Here is a 22,319-nt window from a genome sequence, read left to right as displayed (position 1 = left end):
ACTAGTAAAAATCCGAACATCCATACAGGAGGACCAGATGGGCAATCCATTTCCATTTATGAAACGATTGAAGGCCACGCCCGATTCCATTAAGCTGTCTTATCAGGAAGCGGACATTCACGAGAAGCTCGCCTTGCACTTGAGCCAGTTCTATTCCCGTCTGGAACCCGAGCAGGACTTGGTCGCCGTTTGTGTCGGAACTGACCGTTCGACCGGAGATTCCCTGGGGCCTTTCGTCGGGACGCAGCTGAACAAGCAAAGCATCGACGGTCTCTATGTATACGGCACATTAGACGAACCGGTTCATGCCATGAATTTGCAAGATACGCTGGACCGTGTGAGCAACGAGCGAACAAATCCGTTCATCATTGCGGTGGACGCCTGCTTGGGTCAAGTGTCCAGCGTGGGCTGCATCCAAATCGGCGATGGACCGGTGAAGCCCGGTGCAGGCGTGAACAAGGATTTGCCGCCGGTTGGAAATGTGCATATTACCGGCATTGTGAACGTAGGCGGATTTATGGAGTATTTCGTTCTTCAAAATACACGATTAAGTCTGGTCATTCGCATGGCAGAAATTATCGGCCATTCCATCGTCCAATCATTAGCCTACCTTCCTGATCAAAGGGCTTCCATTTAGCCCTGCGATCCGGCTTGTTCAATCGCCTGGCGTTCTTCCGGCGTCAGCTTATAGTCAGAGTCGCCCTTCACAATCGGCTTGGCATACACATAGCTCATTTCCCGGTTGTGAAGGCTGGTGACCACGACACCATTGCGATCGGCATCCAATAGCGCCAGGGAGAAGCTCAAATCGCTGCCCCGCTCAGCGAATGCATTATATCGATAAAAACCGATCCGCCCTTTCATCGCAGCTACTGTCTGTTCCAATTGGCGAAACTGATCGGCCTGCGCTTTGTTCGATGCATGCAGCGTGTCCAGCTGTTCACGGATGTCCAACAGCACTTGCTCCATATTCGCAGCCTCACCGTTGCCCATGCTGCGCAAATATCGCTTTCTTAATCGGGATATCCGCACCCATAAAAGAATGACAAACAAAAATAATAGCAATGACAAACCCAGCGTCCCCAAGAGCAGCCATACAGCCTGCTCTTCCAACCCAAACAGCATTTCCTGTCTCATGCAAGTCCCCCTTTTCCAGAGCTCATGTCCGGGATAATTGTCCAACTGCTTCGATACAAGCGTCTATCTCTTGCTCAGTAGTGAAACAGCCAACACTGATCCTAACAGCACCTGCTCCAAGCGTACCTGCTGTTTGATGTGCCAACGGAGAACAATGATAGCCCGCGCGTACGGCTATTTGAAAATGCTGATCCAGCACAAACGCCGCTTCCGCAGCATCCATCGCATCGAGCACAATCGAGACGATGCCTGTCCGCGGTTCGCCGAGCCCGGGACCAAGCACCCGAACGCCCGTCATGCTAGCAAATGCCTCCATCATCCTCTGTGTGAGCGTCCATTCTTTAGTATGGATGCTTTCCACCGTCTCATTCTGGACATATTTGACGCCTTCGTTCAATCCTGCTATTCCCGGCGTGTTCAGCGTTCCGGCTTCATAGCGGTCTGGCCGTATGTTCGGCTGTTCAGCTTCCTCAGACCGACTCCCTGTCCCGCCAAGCCGAAGCGGCTCAAGCTCAATGTCGGGATGAATGTACAGGCCTCCAGTTCCCTGCGGACCGAGCAATCCTTTGTGGCCGGGGAATGCGACCATATCCAGCTGCATGTCCTTAACATGCACGGGATAAACACCCAGCGTTTGAGCAGCATCCACCAAAATTTTAGCCCCGTGGTTATGTGCGATCTGAGCCATCTTTTCAATGGGAAGGATGCTGCCGAGCAAGTTGGAGCTGTGGCTGCAGATGAGCAGCCTCGTATTGGGTCGAAATGCCTGATCGAGCTCTGCAAGCGAGAGCTCTCCCCTCTCATTCGCCTCTACATAACTGACCTCAACCCGATGATGCCGTTTCAAGTATTCCAAAGGCCGCCATACTGCATTGTGCTCGACCTTTGTGCAAATCACATGATCGCCTGGCCGAACATAACCGCGTATAGCCAAATTCAACGCATCTGTAGTATTGAAGCAAAACGCAATGTCATTCGGATTGTTCACACCCATCAGCCTGGCCAAGTTCGTTCTCGCTTCAAACAAGATCCGGCTCGCAGCAACGGCCATCCCATGGCTGCCCCTGCCCGGATTCGCACCGCATTGCTCAATGGTGCGGGCTACCGCTTGCGCTACCTCTGGCGGTTTGGGCCAAGATGATGCAGCGTTGTCTAAATAGATCAGTTGCACGACCTAAACAGCCCCCTTTTATCCAAAAAATAAGCATATGCTGCAACTATTGTACCCGTCCACATGCGGGTTGATCAACAATTGAGCAGCATATGCTCCGGTTCTTAGCTTGCCTTATCCGCCAGTTCGCTGCAAAAGCTCCAACAATCTCTCCAGGTCATCTTTCGAGTAATATAGAAACTCTATTTTCCCTTTATCCTTGCCATGCTTGATCTTGACGGTAGTCTGGAAAACTTCCTGCAGACTATCTTCTATCTGATGAATATAAGGGTCGCGTTTTTTAGACTTTTGTTTGCGATTTGCCTGAGGTTTGCTGTCCAGCTGCTGGATTGCTTCCTCCAATTCACGAACACTCCAGCCTTCTTCCACTACAACTCGGCACAGTTTGACCTTCTGCAGATCATCCCGCACACCCGCCAGTGCTCGCGCATGTCCCATTGACAATGTTCCACGTGAAACATGCTCCTTAATTTCAGCGGGCAGCTGCAGCAGCCGCAAGAAGTTCGCAATATGCGACCTGGATTTGCCTACTTTGGCCGACAATTCTTCCTGGGTCAGCGAGAATTGATCAATCAAAGCTTGGTATGCGATCGCGATTTCTATTGCATTGAGATCCTCACGCTGCAAATTTTCGATCAAGGCGATTTCCATCACTTGTTGATCCGTGAATTTGCGAACTACTGCAGGAATTGTATCCTTGCCGCAAACCTGGCTCGCCCTCCATCGTCTTTCCCCTGCGATGATCTCGTATCCTCTCAGCACGCTCCGTACAATGATCGGTTGAATAACACCGTGCTCCTGTATCGATTCAGAGAGTTCACGAATACTGTTTTCATCGAAGGTTTTCCTAGGCTGATAAGGATTGGGTCGCAGCTCCTTTACCGGAATTTCAACGACCTTGTCCTCTTCGGAAACATTTAGCGAAGGAATTAATGCATCCAAACCCCTACCCAATCGCCTGTTCACTCTGGATCACTTCCTTTGCCAGTTCCATATACACTTCAGCACCTTTCGAGCGAGGATCATAAGTAATAATCGATTCCCCATGGCTCGGCGCCTCGCTTAAACGTACATTTCTCGGAATTACGGTTTGATAAACCTTCTGCTGGAAGTATTTCTTCACTTCTTCTATCACTTGAATACCCAAATTCGTTCGGGCATCAAACATCGTGAGCAGGACGCCTTCGATTTGCAAGCTTGTATTCAGATGCTTCTGGACAAGTCGAATTGTATTCAACAATTGACTGAGCCCTTCAAGCGCATAATATTCACATTGAATAGGAATCAAGACCGAATCTGCTGCTGTTAGCGAATTGACTGTCAAAATCCCCAAGGATGGCGGACAATCAATCAAGATGTAATCGTATAAATGACGTACCAGTGCCAGCGATTTCTTCAGTCTCACTTCCCTGGATATAGTAGGAACCAATTCAATTTCCGCACCGGCAAGCTGAATCGTGGCAGGAATAATATGCAGATTCGGAATAACTGTCTCCGCTGTTGCATCCTTCGGATGCACGTCATTGATTAGCACATCATAGATGCAATACATGACATCTGCTTTGTTGATGCCTATGCCGCTAGTCGTATTGCCCTGTGGATCTATATCAATTAACAAAACCTTCTTGCCCTGAGAAGCAAGCGAAGCGCCCAGATTGACTGAAGTTGTAGTTTTCCCAACACCGCCCTTTTGATTTGCGACCGCTATGATCTTGCACATCTACTTTTCACCCCAATGAACTTCATATTTCCACCCAACCCACAAAAGCGAAAGAGAACCCCGCAACGTCCCAGCTATTCTTTTGTGAGGCTCGACTCTATCCCTGTCATGCGTCACCTGGCTTCAAATCTGCTTCCAGCTATTTCGAGGGAAAGCCCGGCATCGTCGTGATAGAGCACCCAATTTTACAATGTCAAAAAAAAATTCGGCTTTCGCCGGAGAACATGGCCAATGGCGCATAACCTTACTGTTTGGGGATTCGGATGACAATTTCATAATGATCGTCTAAATCCTTCTCGTCCGTTTGTATGGACAACCCCGAATTCACTACCATATCAACGGATTGGCGGATCGTATTGACTGCCAGACGAACATCCTTGGAAAAGGAATAGCGTTTATTCCGTTTAGGCTTCTGAACTTCCTTGTACAGCTGAACGCGAGCTTCAGTCTGCTTGACGTTGAGCTCCTTTTCGATAATTTCCTTCAGCAGCTTCACTTGCAGCTCTTCGCTCTCTAATGCTAGCATCGCTCTCGCGTGCCGTTCTGATATTTTCCGCTCCAGTAACGCATTCTTAATAGGCTGAGAGAGTTGAAGAAGTCGAAGCTTGTTGGCAATCGTGGATTGACTCTTTCCCAACCGCTGCGCCAAGCTTTCCTGCGTCAATTGATGCAGTTCAATGAGCTGCTGGTAGGCATTCGCCTCTTCGATTGAGGTCAACCCTTCCCGCTGCAAGTTCTCAATCAGCGCAATCGAGGCAGCCTGCGAATCATTGAACTCGCGTATAATCGCCGGAATAGTCTCCAATTCCAGCTTCTTGACAGCCCGAAAACGCCGTTCCCCGGCAATAATCTCATAGCGATCATTGCGAACGCGCACTACAATGGGCTGAATGACGCCATGTGTACGAATCGTCTGGCACAATTCTTCAATGCGTTCATCATCGAAAATTGTCCTTGGCTGGTATGGGCTCGGCACGATTTCAGATAGCGGAAGCTGCTTCACTTCGTCTTGCGATTGCTTTTCCGAAAAACCGAATATTTTTGAAATGTGTTCTTTCATGGATTATAGACCACCTATAAGATTGTTCTCTTACATTTCTCCAAAAACACGACTTTTCCTTCTAGCGCGCGGGAAACTTTTTGTGTCATTCCTATCGGCACTCATGTTCCACGTGAAACATTCTGCCGCTCAAAATCCGAGCAAGGGCATTTTGGATGGCATGCCAGCTTTTCTCGGATACTTTTTCGGTGTGGCACCTGTTTTCCTCGCCATAATGATCGTACGCTTTGCTTGCTCCGCGGTCAACTGAAAGGACTCTATTTGTGCAACTTTGGCTTGCAATGCCCCAAAGCTGAATCGCGCTTCCTCAAGCTCTTCATTGGCGTCTGAAGCCTTCATCGCCGCAAAAAGCCCGTCAGGTTTCACAAAAGGAAGGCAAAGCTCATTCAAAACGACCAATCTGGCCACGGCCCTGGCCGTAACCAGATCGAAGGAGTCCCGCAGCTTCGGATCTCGTCCCGCATCCTCTGCTCTCGCGTGAACCGTTTCAACATGCGCAAGGTCCAATTCCTTCACTACATGATTCAGAAATTGAATGCGCTTGTTCAACGAATCGACGATCGTAATATGCACATGCGGGAAAACAATACGCAGCGGAATCGCAGGAAAGCCCGCACCAGAGCCAATGTCAGCCAGTGTCTTCACCTGCTTCATATCCGTGTAAAAAGACAGCGTCAGCGAATCGTAGAAATGCTTCTCATAAACCTGATCCCGCTCCGTAATGGCAGTCAAGTTCATACGTTCATTCCACTCTACAAGCAGCTTGTAATATTGCTCGAACTGCTGCAATTGATCGTCAGTCAAGACAATCGAATGCTCCGCCAATGCATCAACGAAATGCTTCTGTACCGTATCCATACTCATGCACGACTCGCCACAACTTTATTATAATGCTCCAGATAGACAAGGAGAATGGAAATATCCGCCGGCGTCACACCCGAAATGCGGGAAGCCTGCCCCACAGAGAGTGGTCGGATCTCGGCCAGCTTCTGCTTCGCTTCGGTAGCAATGCCATGTATCGCGTTATAATCAATATCTTCGGGAATCCGCTTCTTCTCCATCTTCTTCAGACGCTCTACCTGCAGCAGCTGCTTCTCAATATATCCCGAATATTTCACCTGAATCTCAACCTGTTCCTTCACTTCATCGGAAACCGACTCTTCAGGCGGGCAGAGTGCGTCCAGCTGCTCATACGTGATTTCAGGGCGGCGAAGCAGCGTGACAGCATCAACGCTATTTTGCAACGGGGCTGTCCCGGCTTCTGCCAGCAGCTGTTGCACCTCTTCATCCGGGCGAATCTTCACGCCAGCGAGCCTCGCCAATTCTTGCGCAATCGCTTCTTTTTTCGCCAGAAACCGCTGATAGCGCTCTTCCTTAATCAAACCAATCTCATAGCCGAGCGGAGTAAGACGCAAGTCGGCATTGTCGTTGCGAAGCAAGAGCCGATACTCTGCACGAGAAGTTAGCAGCCTGTAAGGCTCATTCGTCCCTTTGGTCACCAAATCATCGATCAACACGCCAATGTAGCCCTGGGAACGATCGATGACGACGGGTTCCTTGCCCTGTACTTTTCTCGCGGCATTGATGCCGGCAACAATCCCCTGGCCTGCGGCTTCTTCGTACCCGGATGTGCCATTGATTTGACCAGCGGTGAAAAGATTCGGCACAAGCTTGGTTTCCAATGTCGGCCACAGCTGCGTAGGCACAACCGCATCATATTCGATTGCGTACCCGGTTCGCATCATACGCACATTCTCCAAACCGGAGATGGAACGCAGCATCTTTAACTGCACATCCTCGGGCATGCTTGTTGAGAGTCCTTGCACGTAATATTCCGATGTATGACGGCCCTCCGGCTCCAAGAAGATTTGATGCTTTGGCTTGTCGTGAAAGCGCACAATTTTATCCTCGATAGAAGGACAATAACGCGGACCTGTTCCTTCGATTTGCCCAGAGAACATAGGCGCGCGATGCAAATTGTCGTTAATAATTTGGTGTGTCTCTGATGAGGTGTATGTTAACCAACACGGCAGCTGCTCCTCCTGTGCCGCTGTTTCCTTCGTTGTTTCATAGGAGAAGTATTTCGGCTTCTCATCGCCAGGCTGAATCTCAGTCTTGGAGAAATCAATCGACTCGCGCAGTACGCGCGGAGGCGTGCCTGTTTTGAAGCGGACCAGATCAAACCCTAGCTCGCGCAAGTTCTCCGACAGCTTGATCGAAGGCTGTTGATTGTTCGGACCGCTCTCATACATCAACTCGCCCATAATAACTTTGCCGCGCAAATATGTGCCGGTCGTTAAGACAACTGTTTTGGCCCGATAGGCTGCGCCAGTTTTCGTAATGACACCCCGGCATTCCCCGTTCTCGATAATCAGCTCCTCCACCATGCCCTGGCGCAGTTCCAGATTCTCTTGAAGCTCAATCGTTTCCTTCATCATATGCTGATACAAAAACTTGTCCGCTTGCGCACGCAAGGCATGCACAGCAGGACCCTTCCCCGTATTCAGCATACGCATCTGAATAAAGGTCTTGTCAATGTTGCGGCCCATCTCTCCCCCGAGCGCATCGATCTCACGTACTACGTGTCCCTTGGCCGGCCCGCCAATCGAAGGATTGCATGGCATAAACGCAACCATATCCAAATTGATCGTAATCAGCAGTGTCTCACAGCCCATTCTTGCCGCTGCCAACGCCGCTTCACATCCGGCATGGCCGGCACCTATGACTATGACATCATAATCTCCCGCATGATAACCCATTTTTCGGTCACCTCATTTCCTTCTTCACTTATTTACCGAGACAAAATTGCGAAAAAATCTGATCCAACAGCGATTCACCAACGGCATCGCCAATAATCTCCCCTAACTTCTCCCATGCCGTGCGAATGTCAATCTGAATCATATCGATCGGCATCCATTCCTCGGCTGCCCGAAGCGCTTCCTGCAAGGAATGATTCGCTTGATTCAACAAATGAATATGACGAGAATTCGACACATATGTCGGATCAGCTGTCTCAACTGCTCCGCTGAAAAACATCTTGGCAATCGCTTCCCCCAACTGGTCGATCCCTCGATGCTCCTTCACCGACATTTCAATCATACGTTCCTTATCCACATGTTCAGACAACCATTCCATATCCAAGGCCGAGGGCAAATCCGACTTGTTTAAGAGCAGCAGCATAGCTTTTCCGCGCAGCTGTTCAATCAGCGACTTCTCATCGTCGGACAACGCTTCATTGCGGTTGACAACCATCAGAATAAGATCGGCGTCCGCAATTGCGGATTTCGACCGCTCCACCCCGATACGTTCCACGACATCCGCAGTCTCCCGAATGCCAGCGGTGTCGAGCAGCTTCAACGGAATGCCGTTTACCGTCACATATTCTTCAATTACGTCACGTGTAGTTCCAGGGATGTCGGTTACAATCGCACGTTCTTCTTGCGCCAATTCGTTCATCAATGAAGACTTGCCGACATTCGGCCGACCGACTATCGCCGTAACGATGCCCTCGCGAAGCACCTTTCCCTGTCTTGCAGTCCTTAGCAGTCCGTCAATCGCCGCAATCGCGGATTCCGTCTTGTCTATAATGAACGAATTCGTCATTTCTTCAACGTCGTGCTCAGGGTAATCAATATTCACCTCAATATGGGCCATCAGCTCAACCAAATCGTGCCGCAGCGAACGAATGCGTTCTGACAAGGAACCCTCCGACTGCTTCATCGCTACGGAAAAAGCTCGATCCGAACGAGAGCGAATGAGGTCCATAACCGCTTCCGCCTGGGCAAGATCAATCCGTCCATTCAAGAATGCGCGCTTTGTGAATTCCCCCGGCTCTGCCAGCCTCGCACCAGCCTCCAGTAGCAAGTCCAACGTTCTTCTTACCGGGACTATTCCCCCATGACAGCTTACCTCTACAACATCCTCCATCGTGAATGAACGCGGCGCCCGCATGATCGAAACGAGCACTTCATCTACTGTCTCCCCTGTTCCCGGATCCTTCACTTTCCCGTAATGGATCGTATGAGTAGGCTGCGAGTCCAGCTTGGCCTTCCCGTGATAAACCCGGTCAGCTATGGAAATCGCTTCAGGCCCGCTGATCCGGATCACCGCAATGCTGCCTTCCCCCACAGCCGTCGCAATGGCTGCAATCGTATCCTCAATCATCCTTCATCACCCTCGTGGCCTTCTTCTGTCAAGCCATACTTCTAACCCGCGATTGACTTGTTCGTTATAGCATTTCCCAAATATCGCTGTCCGCTTCATTAAATACAGCAGCCGGATATGGCGACCAAGATCTATTGTGTCAAAAAAAGCAATGACCGAGGCAAATAAATCTGCAGTCATTGCTTCTGAACCATCCTATTATTTCAACGTAATGACAACACGGCGATTCGGTTCATCGCCCTTGCTGTATGTCTTCACTCTCGGATTGTTTTGCAATACCGAGTGAATTACTTTTCGTTCGTGCGGTGACATTGGCTCCAGCGTAACATCTTTCTTTGTTTTCGATACGCGACTCGCCAACCGGTTCGCCAGTTGAATCAACGTTTGCTCTCTTCGCTCACGGAAATTCTCAGCATCCAATACCACCTTGACATGCGTATTGGACGCACGATTTGCAACGATATTTACCAAGTATTGCAGCGCATCCAGGGTCTGTCCTCGCCTTCCGATAATCAACCCCAAGTCCTTGCCGCTAATATTCAGTTTTACCGCTTGATCCCCATCCTCACGCTCGATTTCCACGTTCAGGTTCATCGTGGCGGTCACTTCCTTCAGAAAGTTCACCGCTTCCGAGATGGGATCAGGCAGAAGCTCCAGCTCTACCTTCGCGTCCTTGCCCCCAATCAGGCCAAACAAGCCCTTGGTTGGATGCTCCAACACAACGATATTCACTTGCTCCCTCGTTGCCTTTAACTGGTCTAGCCCCGATTGCACGGCCTCATCAATCGATTTGCCGGTAACCGTCACCTTTTTCATTTTGAAAGGCCTCCCTTAGGTTCTGAAGATCTTCCATAAATAAAGTAGGTCTGCACGATGGTGAACAGATTGCTGAATACCCAATAGAGCGGCAAAGCTGCTGCGAATTGCATCGACATAACAAAAATCAGTACCGGGAAGATAACAAGCAAGGCCTTCATTTGGGCCGGCGTTTGCTTCATCATCATCTTCTGCTGAATATAAGTAGTCAAAGCGGCAAGCGTAGCCAATATGAAGTAAGGGTCCTTCTGACCCAGCTCCCATATTAGAAATGTATGTGTACGAATATCAGCATTCCAATAGATAGCATTATAGAGGGCGATCAGAATCGGCATCTGCACCAGAATCGGAAAACAGCCCGCCAAAGGATTAACGCCATGCTTTTGGAACAACTTCATCGTTTCTTCCTGCATCTTTTGCGGATTGTCTTTGTGCTTCTCTCGAAGTTTCTGAATATCCGGCTGGAGCGCTTGCATGGCCTTCGAGCTGCGATACTGCTTGAGCGTCAGCGGCAGCACCAAAAACCGGATGATAATAGTCAACACCAAAATGGCTAGACCGTACTCTCCCCAGAGCGTATCAGCAAAGAAATCCAACGACCAGGATAACGGATAGACAAAATACCGAGACCAGAAGCCTTGATCCAGCAAATCCTCTGTGCTTGTCCCGTGTTCATCCGGCGGCATACAGCCAGTCAATACGCCCACAAGTAGTAACAGCAGTCCAGCTACGGCAAATTTCCGCGATTGTATTGTCCGCGACAAAACTGAATTCCTCCTAACAAACGCTCTCTTTAAATACCAATTTCCACTATACCACAGATTGACCGACAAAGAAACTAACGTCGTCCTGCCAGCAGGCCCGCCCGTTTCAGCACATGGAGCAGACTCTTCTCCATCTGCCAATAATCCTGTGCCGTTGACGGCTTTCTCGCAATGATAATCACATCATGCTGCGGCTGGATCTGATCGACGTGAAGGCGCACAATTTCCTTGATCTGACGCCGCAGCCGATTGCGCACGACCGCATTGCCCAGCTTCTTGCTGGCGGAAATGCCCAAGCGGAAGCGCTCCGTATTCGGATTTCTTCTATAGTAAACGACAAATTGTGAATTTGCTGCCGACTTCCCCCAGCGATATACGGTTTGAAAATCCCGGCGATTCGTTAAACGCAATCTTCTTTGCACTTCGACTTCACTCCATGACTGGTCTACCTACAACATTGACCGTTCCGCGGAAACCTAAACCGCATAACTGATATCTACAATTTCGGTTCGAGCAGCAAAAAAACTGTTCTCTTCTCATGCTCCTCACATAAAAAAAGACCACGGAATCCGTGGTCACAAGCTTAGGCGCTTATCACTTTTCTGCCCTTTTGACGGCGTGCGGCAAGAACCTTGCGGCCGTTCTTTGTGCTCATTCTTTTACGGAATCCGTGAACTTTTTTACGTTTTCTCGTATTCGGTTGAAATGTCGGTTTCATCTATACGTGCACCTCCTGCCTTGCTTTCGTTCGGAAAAAAAGCCTTTTATCATTTAACCATCTTGGGGAGCAAAAGTCAACTGTTTTACGGTTGTGAATAACTTTTTCGCGAATCCCGTGGATATATGTCGATTTAACCACAAATTATTCACAATATGTAGTGGTGTCGATAAAATCCACCCACAAGAAGTTGATTTTGTGGATAAACCGGCTAAATTTATTGCGGACGGGCCTGTAATTTGGTATGATGGACTTGTTTTCGGTGTGGATAGATAAAAATAATCCCCAAGGTTATACACAGCATGTGGATATCTTTGTGAACAACATGCAACTTCATTTATAACTCTCTTCGAGAATTCCTGAATAATGTGGACAGCTTCGACATTCTTCAGCATGATTCTTTTTTTTTCCTTACTTTTATGGCTTATGCCACAATGCAACCTATTTACAAAGGAGTGAATCACCCTGTGGATAGCCATACCCACTCACTTTGGCAAAAAATTTTGGACGATTTGCAGACGAAGGTCAGCAAACCGAGTTTTGATACATGGTTGAAGTCCACGAAGGCTCTCGTGCTGAACGATCAGCAGCTCGTCATATGCGCCCCTAACAATTTCGCCAAGGAATGGCTGGAGAGCCGCTATACGAAGCTGATCCGAACGGCAGTCATTGATATTCTCGGCAAGGAATTGGAGCTTCGCATCGTCGTAGAAGATGATGAGCCGGAAGAAGAGCTGGAAGCGAAGCCTCCGGCAGTCGCAGCCCCTCCCCCTTTAGGCGAGGAACGGCTCGCGCAATCGCTCAATCAAAAATATACGTTCGATACGTTTGTCATTGGCGCAGGCAACCGCTTTGCCCATGCTGCTTCCCTTGCAGTAGCGGAAGCGCCGGCCAAGGCTTACAATCCACTGTTTCTGTACGGCGGTGTCGGACTTGGAAAAACACACTTGATGCACGCCATCGGCCATTATATCTTGGATCACAACCCGAGCGCGCGCGTGTTGTATATCTCGTCCGAAAAATTCACCAACGAATTTATCAACGCCATACGCGACAACCGCGGCGAGAGCTTCCGGAACAAGTATCGGAACATAGATATTCTGCTAATAGATGATATTCAGTTCCTGGCAGGAAAAGAACAGACGCAAGAAGAATTTTTCCACACCTTCAATGCCCTGCACGAAGAACGCAAGCAAATCATCATATCCAGCGATCGGCCGCCCAAGGAAATACCAACGTTGGAAGAGAGATTGCGATCCCGATTTGAATGGGGACTCATTACAGACATCCAGCCGCCCGACCTCGAAACACGTATTGCGATCCTGCGGAAGAAGGCAAAGGCGGAGAACCTGGATATTCCGAATGAAGCTATGATGTACATAGCGAACCAAATTGATACGAACATTCGGGAACTTGAAGGCGCATTAATACGAGTGGTTGCCTACTCCTCGCTCATTAACGAAGACATAACGGTCCACCTGGCTGCAGAAGCACTGAAGGACATCATCCCGGCGAGCAGGCCGCGATCCATAACCGTCCATGACATCCAGCAGGCAGTAGGAGAATTTTTCAATATGAAGCTGGAAGATTTCAAAGCGCGCAAGCGAACGAAATCGGTTGCCTTCCCGAGGCAAGTAGCCATGTACTTGTCCCGCGAGCTGACCGATCTGTCCTTGCCAAAAATAGGAGACGCCTTTGGCGGCCGCGATCATACTACAGTCATTCATGCGCATGAAAAGATCGAGGAACTGATGAAAAAGGATCAGGACTTATACAAAATCGTGCAATCATTAATCAACAAAATCAAAAACCCTTCTTAACAAACAGACAGGCCTATGCACAACTTATTCACATGTGGATAGGCTTGCTCTTTTTACGTTTTACCGGGATATCCACATATTCAGCCTCTCTACTACTAAGACTACTAAAAAAAATGTATTATAAATATATGCGGGAATTCCGAAATAATGCGATTTAGGAGTGACTCTATTGAAACTCACCGTGAATAAAGACCAGTTGAACGGCTCCATTCAGCAAGTATCCAAAGCCATATCCAGCAGAACGGCAATTCCTATACTGAGCGGCATCAAGATTGAAGCGAATGAACAAGGCATTACGTTAACAGCTAGTGATACAGATATTTCCATCCAAAGCACAATTCCTCCTCATCAAGGAGATGTGGAGTTATTCACATTGGAACAAGAAGGCGCAGTCGTCCTTCCTGCCAAATTCTTTGTGGATATTATTCGCAAGCTTCCAGAAGATTCGGTTGAAATAGAAGTCAAAGACGGCTTCCAGACGATGATCCGTTCCGGTCTGTCCGAAATTCAGCTAGTCGGCATGGATGCAGAGGAATATCCGGTCCTACCTAGCCTTGATGCTAAAGAAACGGTATTGATGCAAAGCGATTTGCTGAAGACGATGATTCGCCAGACGATTCTGGCCGTTTCGACCCACGAAAGCACGCCTATTTTGACAGGTGTCTTATTTACGATTCAGGACGAGCAAATCAAGCTGACCGCTACAGACCGGCACCGTTTGGCCACCCGCGAAGCTTCGATACGCAATGAAGAAGGCACCCAATTCAAAAATATTGTAATTTCAGGAAAAAACCTAAATGAATTACAAAAACTTCTACCCGATCAAGATACGCTTATTGAAGTCATTCGCGCGGATAATCAGGTGTTGTTTAACCTTGGCTCTGTTTTATTCTTTACACGCGTGCTAGATGGCCTTTATCCAGATACCTCGAAGATCATTCCGCAGGCGTACAAGACCGAAATGGTTGTGCCAGCCAAGCCATTCCTGAGCGCTATGGACCGGGTCAACCTGTTAAGTCGGGAAGAGCGAACCAATATCGTCAAGATGGCCACGCTCGACGATGGAAAAATCGAAATCTCATCCAGCTCTTCCGAGTTGGGCAAAATAACAGAACAGCTCGACGTGCCGTCCATAAGTGGAGAGCCGCTCAAGATTTCCTTCAATTCCCGCTACATGCTGGATGCGCTGAAGACGATTGACAGCGAATGGATTCATCTGGGATTCACTGGCGCAATGAGCCCGATTATTGTGAAGCCGAAGGACGAAACATTCCTGCTCCACCTGATCCTGCCATATCGCACCACAGGCTGACCGCTCAGCACGATAAGGAGATGAATGATGAAATCGATTGATATTCGGGATGCGTATATAACGCTGGGACAATTTTTGAAGCTGGCCGATTGTATTTCCACCGGAGGCGAAGCGAAGTTTTTCCTGCAGGAGAACGTAGTCATGATCAATGGCGATCCTGACAACCGCAGAGGACGCAAGCTTGTACCCGGCGATCGGATTGAGGTAGAGGGCTGCGGCGCGTTTGAAGTGAGGCAGCAGACTTGAAGCTGAACCGGCTTGCGCTGCGCCATTATCGGAATTACGGCGAAGTCAACCTCTCCACGCAAGGGCGCGTGAATATCTTTATCGGCAACAACGCGCAGGGGAAGACGAACTTGCTCGAGGCGATCTACGTGCTTGCCTTGACCAAGTCGCACCGGACGTCGAAAGACCGCGAGCTGATTGCCTGGAACGAGGACAAGGCAGTGCTTCACGGGGAAATCGAGCGAAAATACGGAGAATGCAAGCTGGACCTTCTCCTTTCGGCTCAAGGAAAGAAAGCCAAGCTTAACGGATTGGAGCAGCGCAAGCTCAGCGACTACGTAGGCGGATTGAATGTCGTGATGTTCGCACCGGAAGATTTGGAGATTGTCAAGGGCTCGCCAGGAGTGCGACGCCGCTTTCTGGATATGGAGATTGCCCAGGTAGAGCCCTCCTACTTGCACAATCTGCTGCAATACCAGAAGGTGCTGAACCAGCGAAATCAGCTGCTCAAGCAGCCGAACGCCTCCAAACAATCGGCTTTGCTTGAGGTTTGGAATGAGCAGTTCGTCACTTATGGGACTAAAATTATGCAAAAACGTCAAAGCTTTATAGAAAAATTGGAAAAGTGGGCGTCCGCGATCCATGCGGGCATAGCCGGCGGGAAGGAAAAGCTCCAGCTTCACTATAAAGCCTCCCTAGATGTGGAAGATTTTACGAACGGAACTATTTTATTCGACCGATTTATGATAAAGTTAACACAAGCGAAAGAACAAGAATTCCGCAGGGGCACCACACTTGTGGGACCTCATCGCGATGATTTGACGCTTTCTCTGGACGGACGGGAAGTGCATGCCTATGGCTCGCAAGGTCAGCAGCGAACAGCGGCGCTTTCGCTCAAGCTCGCCGAAATCGAGCTAATTGCCGAGGAAGTCGGAGAATATCCGGTCCTCCTGCTGGACGATGTTCTTTCGGAATTGGATCGGCACAGACAGACGCAATTGATCGAAACGTTTCAAGACAAAGTGCAGACGTTTATTACGACAACAGGAGTAGAGAGCGTGGACTTAAGCCGTTGGCAGGATGCGGCGTTTTTTCATGTGGAAAACGGACAGGTAACGGTCGATAAGAGGTGACGGACCATGTTTATCCATATTGGCGGGGAGAAGGTTATCCGTGCCGTCGAACTGATTGCGATATTCGATATGAATATGGAACAGGCTTCGAAGATTTCCAAGGAGTTTGTAGACCAGGCTTCGACGGCCAAAAAGGTTGAAACGATAGGCGAGGAAGAGCCGAAGTCCATTGTGGTGACCGACGATTGGGTGTATTATTCGCCGATCTCGTCTGCTACGTTGAAGAAAAGAGCGAATCAACTGCTAACCGGCGATACGGTAGCTTTGAATCTCTAGAAGTAGGTGAAGGGGAATGACGGTAAATCCAAATACGTATGATGAAAGCCAGATCCAGGTTCTCGAGGGATTGGAAGCGGTTCGTAAACGGCCGGGCATGTATATTGGATCCACAAGTGCGCGAGGCTTGCATCATCTAGTGTGGGAAGTAGTAGACAACAGCATTGACGAGGCGTTGGCTGGCTATTGCACCCGTATTCAAATCGTTGTGCATGCAGACAACAGCATTACCGTAATCGATAATGGGCGCGGCATTCCGGTCGGCGAGCATCCGAAGATGAAGCGTCCCGCGGTCGAGGTCGTGTTGACTGTGCTTCATGCCGGAGGCAAATTCGGCGGGGAAGGCTACAAGGTATCGGGCGGACTGCATGGCGTCGGCGTGTCTGTTGTCAATGCGCTTTCGGAAATATTGACGGTTCAGGTCAAACGGGAAGGGAAAGTGTACCAGCAGGAGTATCGCCGAGGGGTGCCTCAATATGACTTGAAAGTTGTAGGCGATACCGAGGAAACAGGGACACAGATTACGTTCAAGCCCGATGCGGAAGTGTTCACGGAAACGACGGAATACGACTACGAGACGCTGCAAGGCCGCCTCAAGGAACTGGCTTATTTGAACCGAGGCATTGAAATTCAGCTTTTGGATGAGCGAACCAACCAGGAAGATACGTTCTATTACGAAGGCGGCATCAACTCTTTCGTCGAGCATTTGAACCGGAATAAGGAAGTTCTCCACGAAGTGCCGATCTATGTCGAAGGAGATCGCGACAATATTCATGTGGAGATTTCGATCCAGTACAATGACAGCTATACCGACAATATTTACTCCTTCGCCAACAACATCAATACGCATGAGGGAGGCACGCACGAATCCGGCTTTAAGAGTGCGTTAACCCGCGTCATTAACGAATATGCCCGCAAATCGAATCTGATTAAGGACAACAATGGCAATTTGTCGGGGGACGATGTGCGTGAAGGGCTTACGGCGATCATTTCTGTGAAGATTCCGGAACCGCAATTCGAGGGTCAGACGAAGACGAAGCTGGGCAACAGCGAAGTCAGAAGCATTGTGGAATCGCTGTTTTCTGAGAAGTTCTCCGAATTTTTGGATGAGAATCCATCGGTATCTCGCAGAATTATTGAGAAGGCGCTGCAAGCGTCAAGAGCCAGGGAAGCGGCACGCAAGGCAAGGGAATTGACCCGGCGCAAGAGTGCGCTAGAAGTCAGTTCTTTGCCAGGGAAGCTGGCTGATTGCTCCTCCCGCGACGCTGCAATCAGCGAATTGTATATCGTCGAAGGGGACTCTGCGGGCGGCTCGGCCAAGCAGGGCAGGGATCGTCATTTCCAAGCGATTTTGCCGCTGCGGGGCAAGATTTTGAACGTGGAGAAGGCACGGCTTGACCGTATCCTCTCGAATGCGGAGATTCGCGCGATCATCACGGCGCTTGGTTGCGGGATTGGCGAGGATTTCGATATTTCCAAGGCCCGGTACCACAAAATTATCATCATGACAGATGCCGATGTGGACGGGGCACATATTCGAACCTTATTGTTGACGTTTTTCTATCGCTATATGCGTCCGATTATTGACTCGGGTTATGTATATATCGCGCAACCGCCGCTTTACAAGATTGAGAAAAACAAAGTGATCCGCTACGCCTACAACGAAAAGCAGCGGGATGAGATCCTTGTGGAAATGGGTGAAGGCAAGGCCGGCGTACAGCGATACAAGGGGCTTGGCGAGATGAATCCCGACCAGCTTTGGGAGACGACGATGGACCCGGACAGCCGGACCTTGCTGCAGGTTTCTATTCAAGACGCGATGGATGCGGATCTGATTTTCGATACATTGATGGGTGACAACGTTGAACCGCGCCGCGAATTTATTCAGCAGCACGCGAAATACGTCCAGAACCTGGATATCTAGGAGGTAGAGCATGGCCGAGGAAATGCGATCACAGATTAAAGACCGTGATATAAGCGCAGAGATGCGCAGTTCCTTCATGGACTATGCGATGAGTATCATCGTAAGCCGGGCTTTGCCGGACGTACGTGACGGAATGAAGCCGGTGCATCGGCGCATTCTTTATGCGATGCATGAGCTGGGCATGACGCCGGATAAGCCATACAAGAAGTCGGCAAGAATCGTCGGCGAGGTTATCGGGAAGTATCATCCGCATGGCGATTCGGCTGTATATGAGACAATGGTCCGGATGGCGCAGGATTTCTCGTTGCGCTACATGCTCGTTGACGGGCATGGCAACTTTGGATCGATAGACGGCGATGCAGCAGCAGCCATGCGATATACGGAAGCCAAGCTTTCGAAGATCGCCATGGAAATGCTGCGCGACATTAACAAAGAAACGATTGACTTTATCCCGAACTATGACGGGGAAGAGAAGGAGCCGGCCGTACTTCCGGCTCGCTTCCCCAACCTGCTCGTCAACGGGAATACCGGGATTGCCGTCGGCATGGCCACGAATATTCCGCCCCATAACTTGACGGAAGTGATCGATGGCATTCTGGCTCTGACGCGCGATCCAGAGCTTGATTCGATGGACTTGATGCAGTATATCAAAGGACCGGACTTTCCGACCGGCGGCTATATCCTGGGGCGGACCGGTATTAGACAAGCCTATACAACCGGTCGTGGCTCCATTACGATGCGGGCCAAAACGGAAATCGAGGAAATAGGCAATAAAGCACGCATTATAGTCAATGAGCTGCCTTATCAAGTCATTAAAGCGCGGTTGATTGAGAAGATAGCTGAGCTTGTGCGGGACAAGAAGATTGACGGCATTACTGATCTTCGCGACGAATCCGACCGCAACGGCATGCGCATTGTGATCGAGCTGCGCCGTGATGTCAATCCTAGTGTCGTTCTTAATAATTTGTATAAGCATACAGCCTTGCAATCCACGTTCGGCATCAACATGCTGGCGCTCGTCCACGGCGAGCCGAAGGTGCTGAGTCTGCGTGAAGTGTTGCATCATTACTTGCAGCATCAGATAGAGGTCATTCGCAGACGTACCGAATTCGATCTGCGCAAGGCAGAGGCGAGGGCACATATTCTCGAAGGCTTGCGGATTGCGCTTGACCACCTGGACGAAGTCATTGCTCTAATTCGTGCTTCTGCTACTACCGAGGAAGCGCGCAACGGCTTGATGGAGCAATTCCAGCTCAGCTTCGATCAGGCGCAGGCGATTCTCGATATGCGCTTGCAGCGCTTGACCGGGTTGGAGCGCGAGAAGATCGAGGCGGAGTATGCCGAATTGCTGAAGAAGATCGCTGAATATAAGGCGATCTTGGCTGACGAGCAGCTGGTCTTGGAAATTATCCGGGAGGAGCTTATCGAAATCCGCGAGAAATTCGGCGATGATCGCCGTACAGAGATTACCGTAGGAGAAGAAAGCATTCTTGACGAGGATCTCATTCCGCGTGAAGACGTAGTCGTTACGCTGACGCATACAGGCTACATCAAGCGCCTTCCCGTAACCACCTACCGCAGCCAGAAGCGCGGCGGTCGCGGGGTAACCGGCATGGACATGAAGGACGATGACTTTGTCGAGCACCTGTTCGTAACGAATTCGCATCACTACTTGATGCTGTTCACGAACAAAGGCAAGGTGTATCGTCTGAAAGCCTATGAACTGCCGGAGCTGGGCCGAACGGCACGCGGGACGCCAGTCATCAATCTCATTCAGATTGAGCCGGGCGAACGGGTCTATGCAGTTATTCCGGTCGAGAATTTCGACAGCACCCAGCAGTTGTTCTTCGCTACGAAGCAAGGCATCGTGAAGAAGACCCCGTTGGCGGATTATTCGAATATTCGCAAGGGCGGACTCATCGCGATCAATATGCGCGAGGATGACGAACTGATCGGCGTGAAGCTGACGAATGGATCGCAGGAAATTATTATGGGCACCGCTCACGGGATGTCGATCCGCTTCTCGGAAACAGACGTTCGTCCTATGGGACGTTCTGCAACTGGCGTGAAGGGCATACAATTAGGTGCGGGCGATCGCGTCATTGATATGGACGTCGTAGACGAATCTCTGGATGCGCTGATCGTCACTTCCAAAGGATATGGCAAACGGACGCCTCTCAGCGAATACCGGATTCAGTCTCGCGGCGGCAAGGGCATCAAGACAATTAATGTGACGGAAAAGAACGGTGAGGTAGCGGGTCTGAAAGTCGTAAATGACGAGCAGGATCTGATGATCATCACTTCGGCCGGTACGCTGATTCGTATCGGCATTGAGGGAATCTCCAGCATGGGACGCTATACGCAAGGCGTGAAGCTGATCAATATACGCGACGACGATGAAGTGGCTACCGTTACCAACGTCGAAAAAACAGAAGAACCGGATGAGATGGAAGGTTCAGCTGAGGGACTGGCAGACGGGGGCACGGAAAATCCAACTGCGGAACAATCCGAAGATGGAGCGGAGTCCGAAGAGTAAGCGCTCTTGTTGTCCACAATAGCTCATAAGCAAAGGACGGGGTATGCTCCCCCGTCCCTTGCCCGTTTGGATGGATAAAACAACTCTGACTTGGAAAGCAGGGTGAGAGGCAAAGTGGCGAATGTTTCAGTCAAACAAATTGAAAGCGGCGTCCGCATCATAGAAGATGTCTATACGCCGATGGGTGGGAAGCTATTTTCAAAGGGCCGACTTCTCAATCAGAGGGATATCGAGATTCTGAAGGCATTTTTGGTTTCGACCGTAAGCGTGGAGGATAAACAGGAAGAGAAGGAAGCGGAGAAAGCAGCGAAGCAGGCAACGAAACAAGAAAAACCGGTTGATAAAGCGCCAGTCCAAGAAAGACCAACCAAAAAAGTAGTGCCCAATACCGGTCTTCATGCTGCTTACCGGTCTTTATTCACCTCGTTGAAGCAATATTTTATCAGTGCATCATCGGGTATGATGGCTCCTGTGCTTGATCTGCGCAATCAATTAGACCAAGTCATCGCCCATATTCACGAATACAATATGCTTACTTTTGAACCACCCTATGCACAAAAAGGAGATTATCTGATTCACAACAGCGTTCAAGTAGCGCTAACCTCCTATCAGCTGGCAAAGTGGCACAACATCGAGCGCAAAGACTGGATTCCCATAGCGATGGCAGGCTTGTTGCATGATATCGGCATGGTCCGAATCGATGAATCGATTGTGCGAAAAGCAGACAAGTTATCCAAGGAGGAACTGGAAGAAATCCGAAGACATACCATTATCGGATATAACATGCTGAAAAGCGTGACCGGGATTAATGAAGCTGTCAAGCTTACTGCGCTGCAGCATCACGAAAGGGTGAATGGCAGCGGCTACCCGCTAGGTGTCAGCGGCGATAAAATTCATTACTATGCCAAGATCGTGGCCATTGCGGATATTTTCCATGCGATGACAAGCGACCGGGCTCATCAGAAGGGCAGCTCGCCTTATACGGTATTGGAGGAGCTGCTGAATGAGTCGTTTGGCAAGCTGGATCCCGCGCTGGTTCAGACCTTTATCCACAAGGTCACACAATTCCATAATGGAACATTGGTCCGGTTAAGTGATCAGTCCGTCGGGGAAATTGTGTTCTCGGATCGTTCTTCTCCTACGAGGCCGTGGGTGAACGTGAATGGGAAAATCATTAATCTTACGGTTGACCGGCATTTGCACATTGTTGAGGTTCTTAGTACTTAACGTTTGCACATCATCTATTTTCTATTCTGCCTAAAGCGGATGAGCTAGAATAATGAGCAGACCCAACGGGTGCTGCTTTTTTTTTTGAGGCTAAGTCATGAAGGGATTGTCTAAATTGGCAAAAGGCAGTTCTTGAACGGCGCTATACATTATGCTAAAGTAATAATCCTGTCGGCCGAAAAAACTTAACTCAAGTTGAAGTAGGCTAGGCTTACAGGCTAGGAGAGCGAGTGATCATTGCTTGTAACGCCGGGCACAACTGCTAAAAAATAGTTGTTGCAAAGTTAGTGAGCAGTGTGGTATATTAATAAAGTCG

General features: G+C 49.6%; 21 protein-coding genes. 9 read left to right on the top strand and 12 right to left on the bottom strand.

The window, feature by feature from the left end; genetic code table 11:
* Positions 1-37: 37 nt before the first annotated feature.
* Positions 38-637, top strand: coding sequence for a spore protease YyaC (yyaC, locus tag XYCOK13_RS14205; RefSeq protein WP_244865168.1), 600 nt, complete (start codon positions 38-40; stop codon positions 635-637).
* On the opposite strand, the gene XYCOK13_RS14200 is transcribed toward yyaC, so the two are convergent.
* The 12 genes from XYCOK13_RS14200 to rpmH all read right to left on the bottom strand — a co-directional run bounded on the left by XYCOK13_RS14200 (position 634) and on the right by rpmH (position 11,550).
* Positions 634-1,137, bottom strand: coding sequence for a DUF4446 family protein (locus XYCOK13_RS14200; protein ID WP_213412831.1), 504 nt, complete (start codon positions 1,135-1,137; stop codon positions 634-636). The two genes, yyaC and XYCOK13_RS14200, sit on opposite strands and share 4 nt — an antisense overlap.
* A 22-nt stretch (positions 1,138-1,159) precedes the next feature.
* Complete coding sequence (locus XYCOK13_RS14195; RefSeq protein WP_213412830.1) at positions 1,160-2,308, bottom strand: aminotransferase class V-fold PLP-dependent enzyme; 1,149 nt, start codon at positions 2,306-2,308, stop codon at positions 1,160-1,162.
* 114 nt (positions 2,309-2,422) lie between these two features.
* Positions 2,423-3,274 (bottom strand): ParB/RepB/Spo0J family partition protein, encoded by an 852-nt coding sequence (locus XYCOK13_RS14190; RefSeq protein ID WP_213412829.1) that lies wholly within the window; start codon positions 3,272-3,274, stop codon positions 2,423-2,425.
* Entirely contained in the window at positions 3,255-4,028 is a 774-nt protein-coding gene (locus XYCOK13_RS14185) for a ParA family protein (RefSeq protein ID WP_213412828.1), read from the bottom strand. The genes XYCOK13_RS14190 and XYCOK13_RS14185 overlap by 20 nt, the downstream gene beginning before the upstream one ends.
* Before the next feature lie 244 nt (positions 4,029-4,272).
* A complete protein-coding gene (noc, locus tag XYCOK13_RS14180) occupies positions 4,273-5,088 on the bottom strand; it encodes a nucleoid occlusion protein (protein ID WP_213412827.1) in 816 nt (271 codons plus the stop codon).
* 129 nt (positions 5,089-5,217) lie between these two features.
* The gene (gene rsmG, locus XYCOK13_RS14175) at positions 5,218-5,946 is read right to left on the bottom strand and encodes a 16S rRNA (guanine(527)-N(7))-methyltransferase RsmG (protein ID WP_213412858.1); all 729 of its coding nucleotides are present in this window, start codon (positions 5,944-5,946) and stop codon (positions 5,218-5,220) included.
* 2 nt (positions 5,947-5,948) lie between these two features.
* On the bottom strand, positions 5,949-7,847 hold the full coding sequence (mnmG, locus tag XYCOK13_RS14170; protein WP_213412826.1) for a tRNA uridine-5-carboxymethylaminomethyl(34) synthesis enzyme MnmG: 1,899 nt from the start codon (positions 7,845-7,847) through the stop codon (positions 5,949-5,951).
* A gap of 28 nt (positions 7,848-7,875) precedes the next feature.
* Complete coding sequence (mnmE, locus tag XYCOK13_RS14165) at positions 7,876-9,252, bottom strand: tRNA uridine-5-carboxymethylaminomethyl(34) synthesis GTPase MnmE (protein ID WP_213412825.1); 1,377 nt, start codon at positions 9,250-9,252, stop codon at positions 7,876-7,878.
* A gap of 198 nt (positions 9,253-9,450) precedes the next feature.
* Positions 9,451-10,068 carry an RNA-binding cell elongation regulator Jag/EloR gene (gene jag / locus XYCOK13_RS14160; protein ID WP_213412824.1) on the bottom strand — a complete coding sequence of 206 codons (618 nt, stop codon included), beginning with the start codon at positions 10,066-10,068 and terminating at the stop codon, positions 9,451-9,453.
* Positions 10,065-10,754: a membrane protein insertase YidC gene (gene yidC / locus XYCOK13_RS14155; RefSeq protein ID WP_213412857.1), complete on the bottom strand. Its 690-nt coding sequence runs from the start codon at positions 10,752-10,754 to the stop codon at positions 10,065-10,067. Before yidC ends, jag begins: the two co-directional genes overlap by 4 nt.
* Before the next feature lie 152 nt (positions 10,755-10,906).
* Positions 10,907-11,254, bottom strand: a complete 348-nt coding sequence (gene rnpA / locus XYCOK13_RS14150) for a ribonuclease P protein component (RefSeq protein WP_213412823.1) — start codon at positions 11,252-11,254, stop codon at positions 10,907-10,909.
* A gap of 161 nt (positions 11,255-11,415) precedes the next feature.
* Positions 11,416-11,550, bottom strand: coding sequence for a 50S ribosomal protein L34 (gene rpmH / locus XYCOK13_RS14145; protein WP_213412822.1), 135 nt, complete (start codon positions 11,548-11,550; stop codon positions 11,416-11,418).
* A 467-nt stretch (positions 11,551-12,017) separates the two neighbouring features.
* Here rpmH and dnaA point away from each other — a divergent pair, with 467 nt between their 5' ends.
* The 8 genes from dnaA to XYCOK13_RS14105 all read left to right on the top strand — a co-directional run bounded on the left by dnaA (position 12,018) and on the right by XYCOK13_RS14105 (position 22,003).
* Complete coding sequence (gene dnaA / locus XYCOK13_RS14140) at positions 12,018-13,370, top strand: chromosomal replication initiator protein DnaA (RefSeq protein ID WP_280520903.1); 1,353 nt, start codon at positions 12,018-12,020, stop codon at positions 13,368-13,370.
* Positions 13,371-13,539: 169 nt separating this feature from the next.
* The gene (gene dnaN / locus XYCOK13_RS14135; protein WP_213412820.1) at positions 13,540-14,682 is read left to right on the top strand and encodes a DNA polymerase III subunit beta; all 1,143 of its coding nucleotides are present in this window, start codon (positions 13,540-13,542) and stop codon (positions 14,680-14,682) included.
* A gap of 27 nt (positions 14,683-14,709) precedes the next feature.
* Positions 14,710-14,928, top strand: coding sequence for a S4 domain-containing protein YaaA (gene yaaA / locus XYCOK13_RS14130; RefSeq protein WP_213412819.1), 219 nt, complete (start codon positions 14,710-14,712; stop codon positions 14,926-14,928).
* Positions 14,925-16,040: a DNA replication/repair protein RecF gene (recF, locus tag XYCOK13_RS14125; protein WP_213412818.1), complete on the top strand. Its 1,116-nt coding sequence runs from the start codon at positions 14,925-14,927 to the stop codon at positions 16,038-16,040. The genes yaaA and recF overlap by 4 nt, the downstream gene beginning before the upstream one ends.
* A 6-nt stretch (positions 16,041-16,046) precedes the next feature.
* On the top strand, positions 16,047-16,316 hold the full coding sequence (remB, locus tag XYCOK13_RS14120; protein WP_213412817.1) for an extracellular matrix regulator RemB: 270 nt from the start codon (positions 16,047-16,049) through the stop codon (positions 16,314-16,316).
* A 16-nt stretch (positions 16,317-16,332) separates the two neighbouring features.
* Entirely contained in the window at positions 16,333-18,240 is a 1,908-nt protein-coding gene (gene gyrB / locus XYCOK13_RS14115) for a DNA topoisomerase (ATP-hydrolyzing) subunit B (RefSeq protein WP_213412816.1), read from the top strand.
* 10 nt (positions 18,241-18,250) lie between these two features.
* Positions 18,251-20,776, top strand: a complete 2,526-nt coding sequence (gene gyrA / locus XYCOK13_RS14110; RefSeq protein WP_213412815.1) for a DNA gyrase subunit A — start codon at positions 18,251-18,253, stop codon at positions 20,774-20,776.
* 114 nt (positions 20,777-20,890) lie between these two features.
* The gene (locus XYCOK13_RS14105) at positions 20,891-22,003 is read left to right on the top strand and encodes an HD-GYP domain-containing protein (protein ID WP_213412814.1); all 1,113 of its coding nucleotides are present in this window, start codon (positions 20,891-20,893) and stop codon (positions 22,001-22,003) included.
* The last annotated feature ends 316 nt before the right edge of the window (positions 22,004-22,319 follow it).

Origin of the sequence: Xylanibacillus composti (assembly GCF_018403685.1) — a bacterium.
GTDB lineage: Bacteria > Bacillota > Bacilli > Paenibacillales > K13 > Xylanibacillus > Xylanibacillus composti.
The sequence above is the reverse complement of the archived record's forward strand: the minus strand, read 5'-3'. Positions and strand labels throughout refer to the sequence as shown.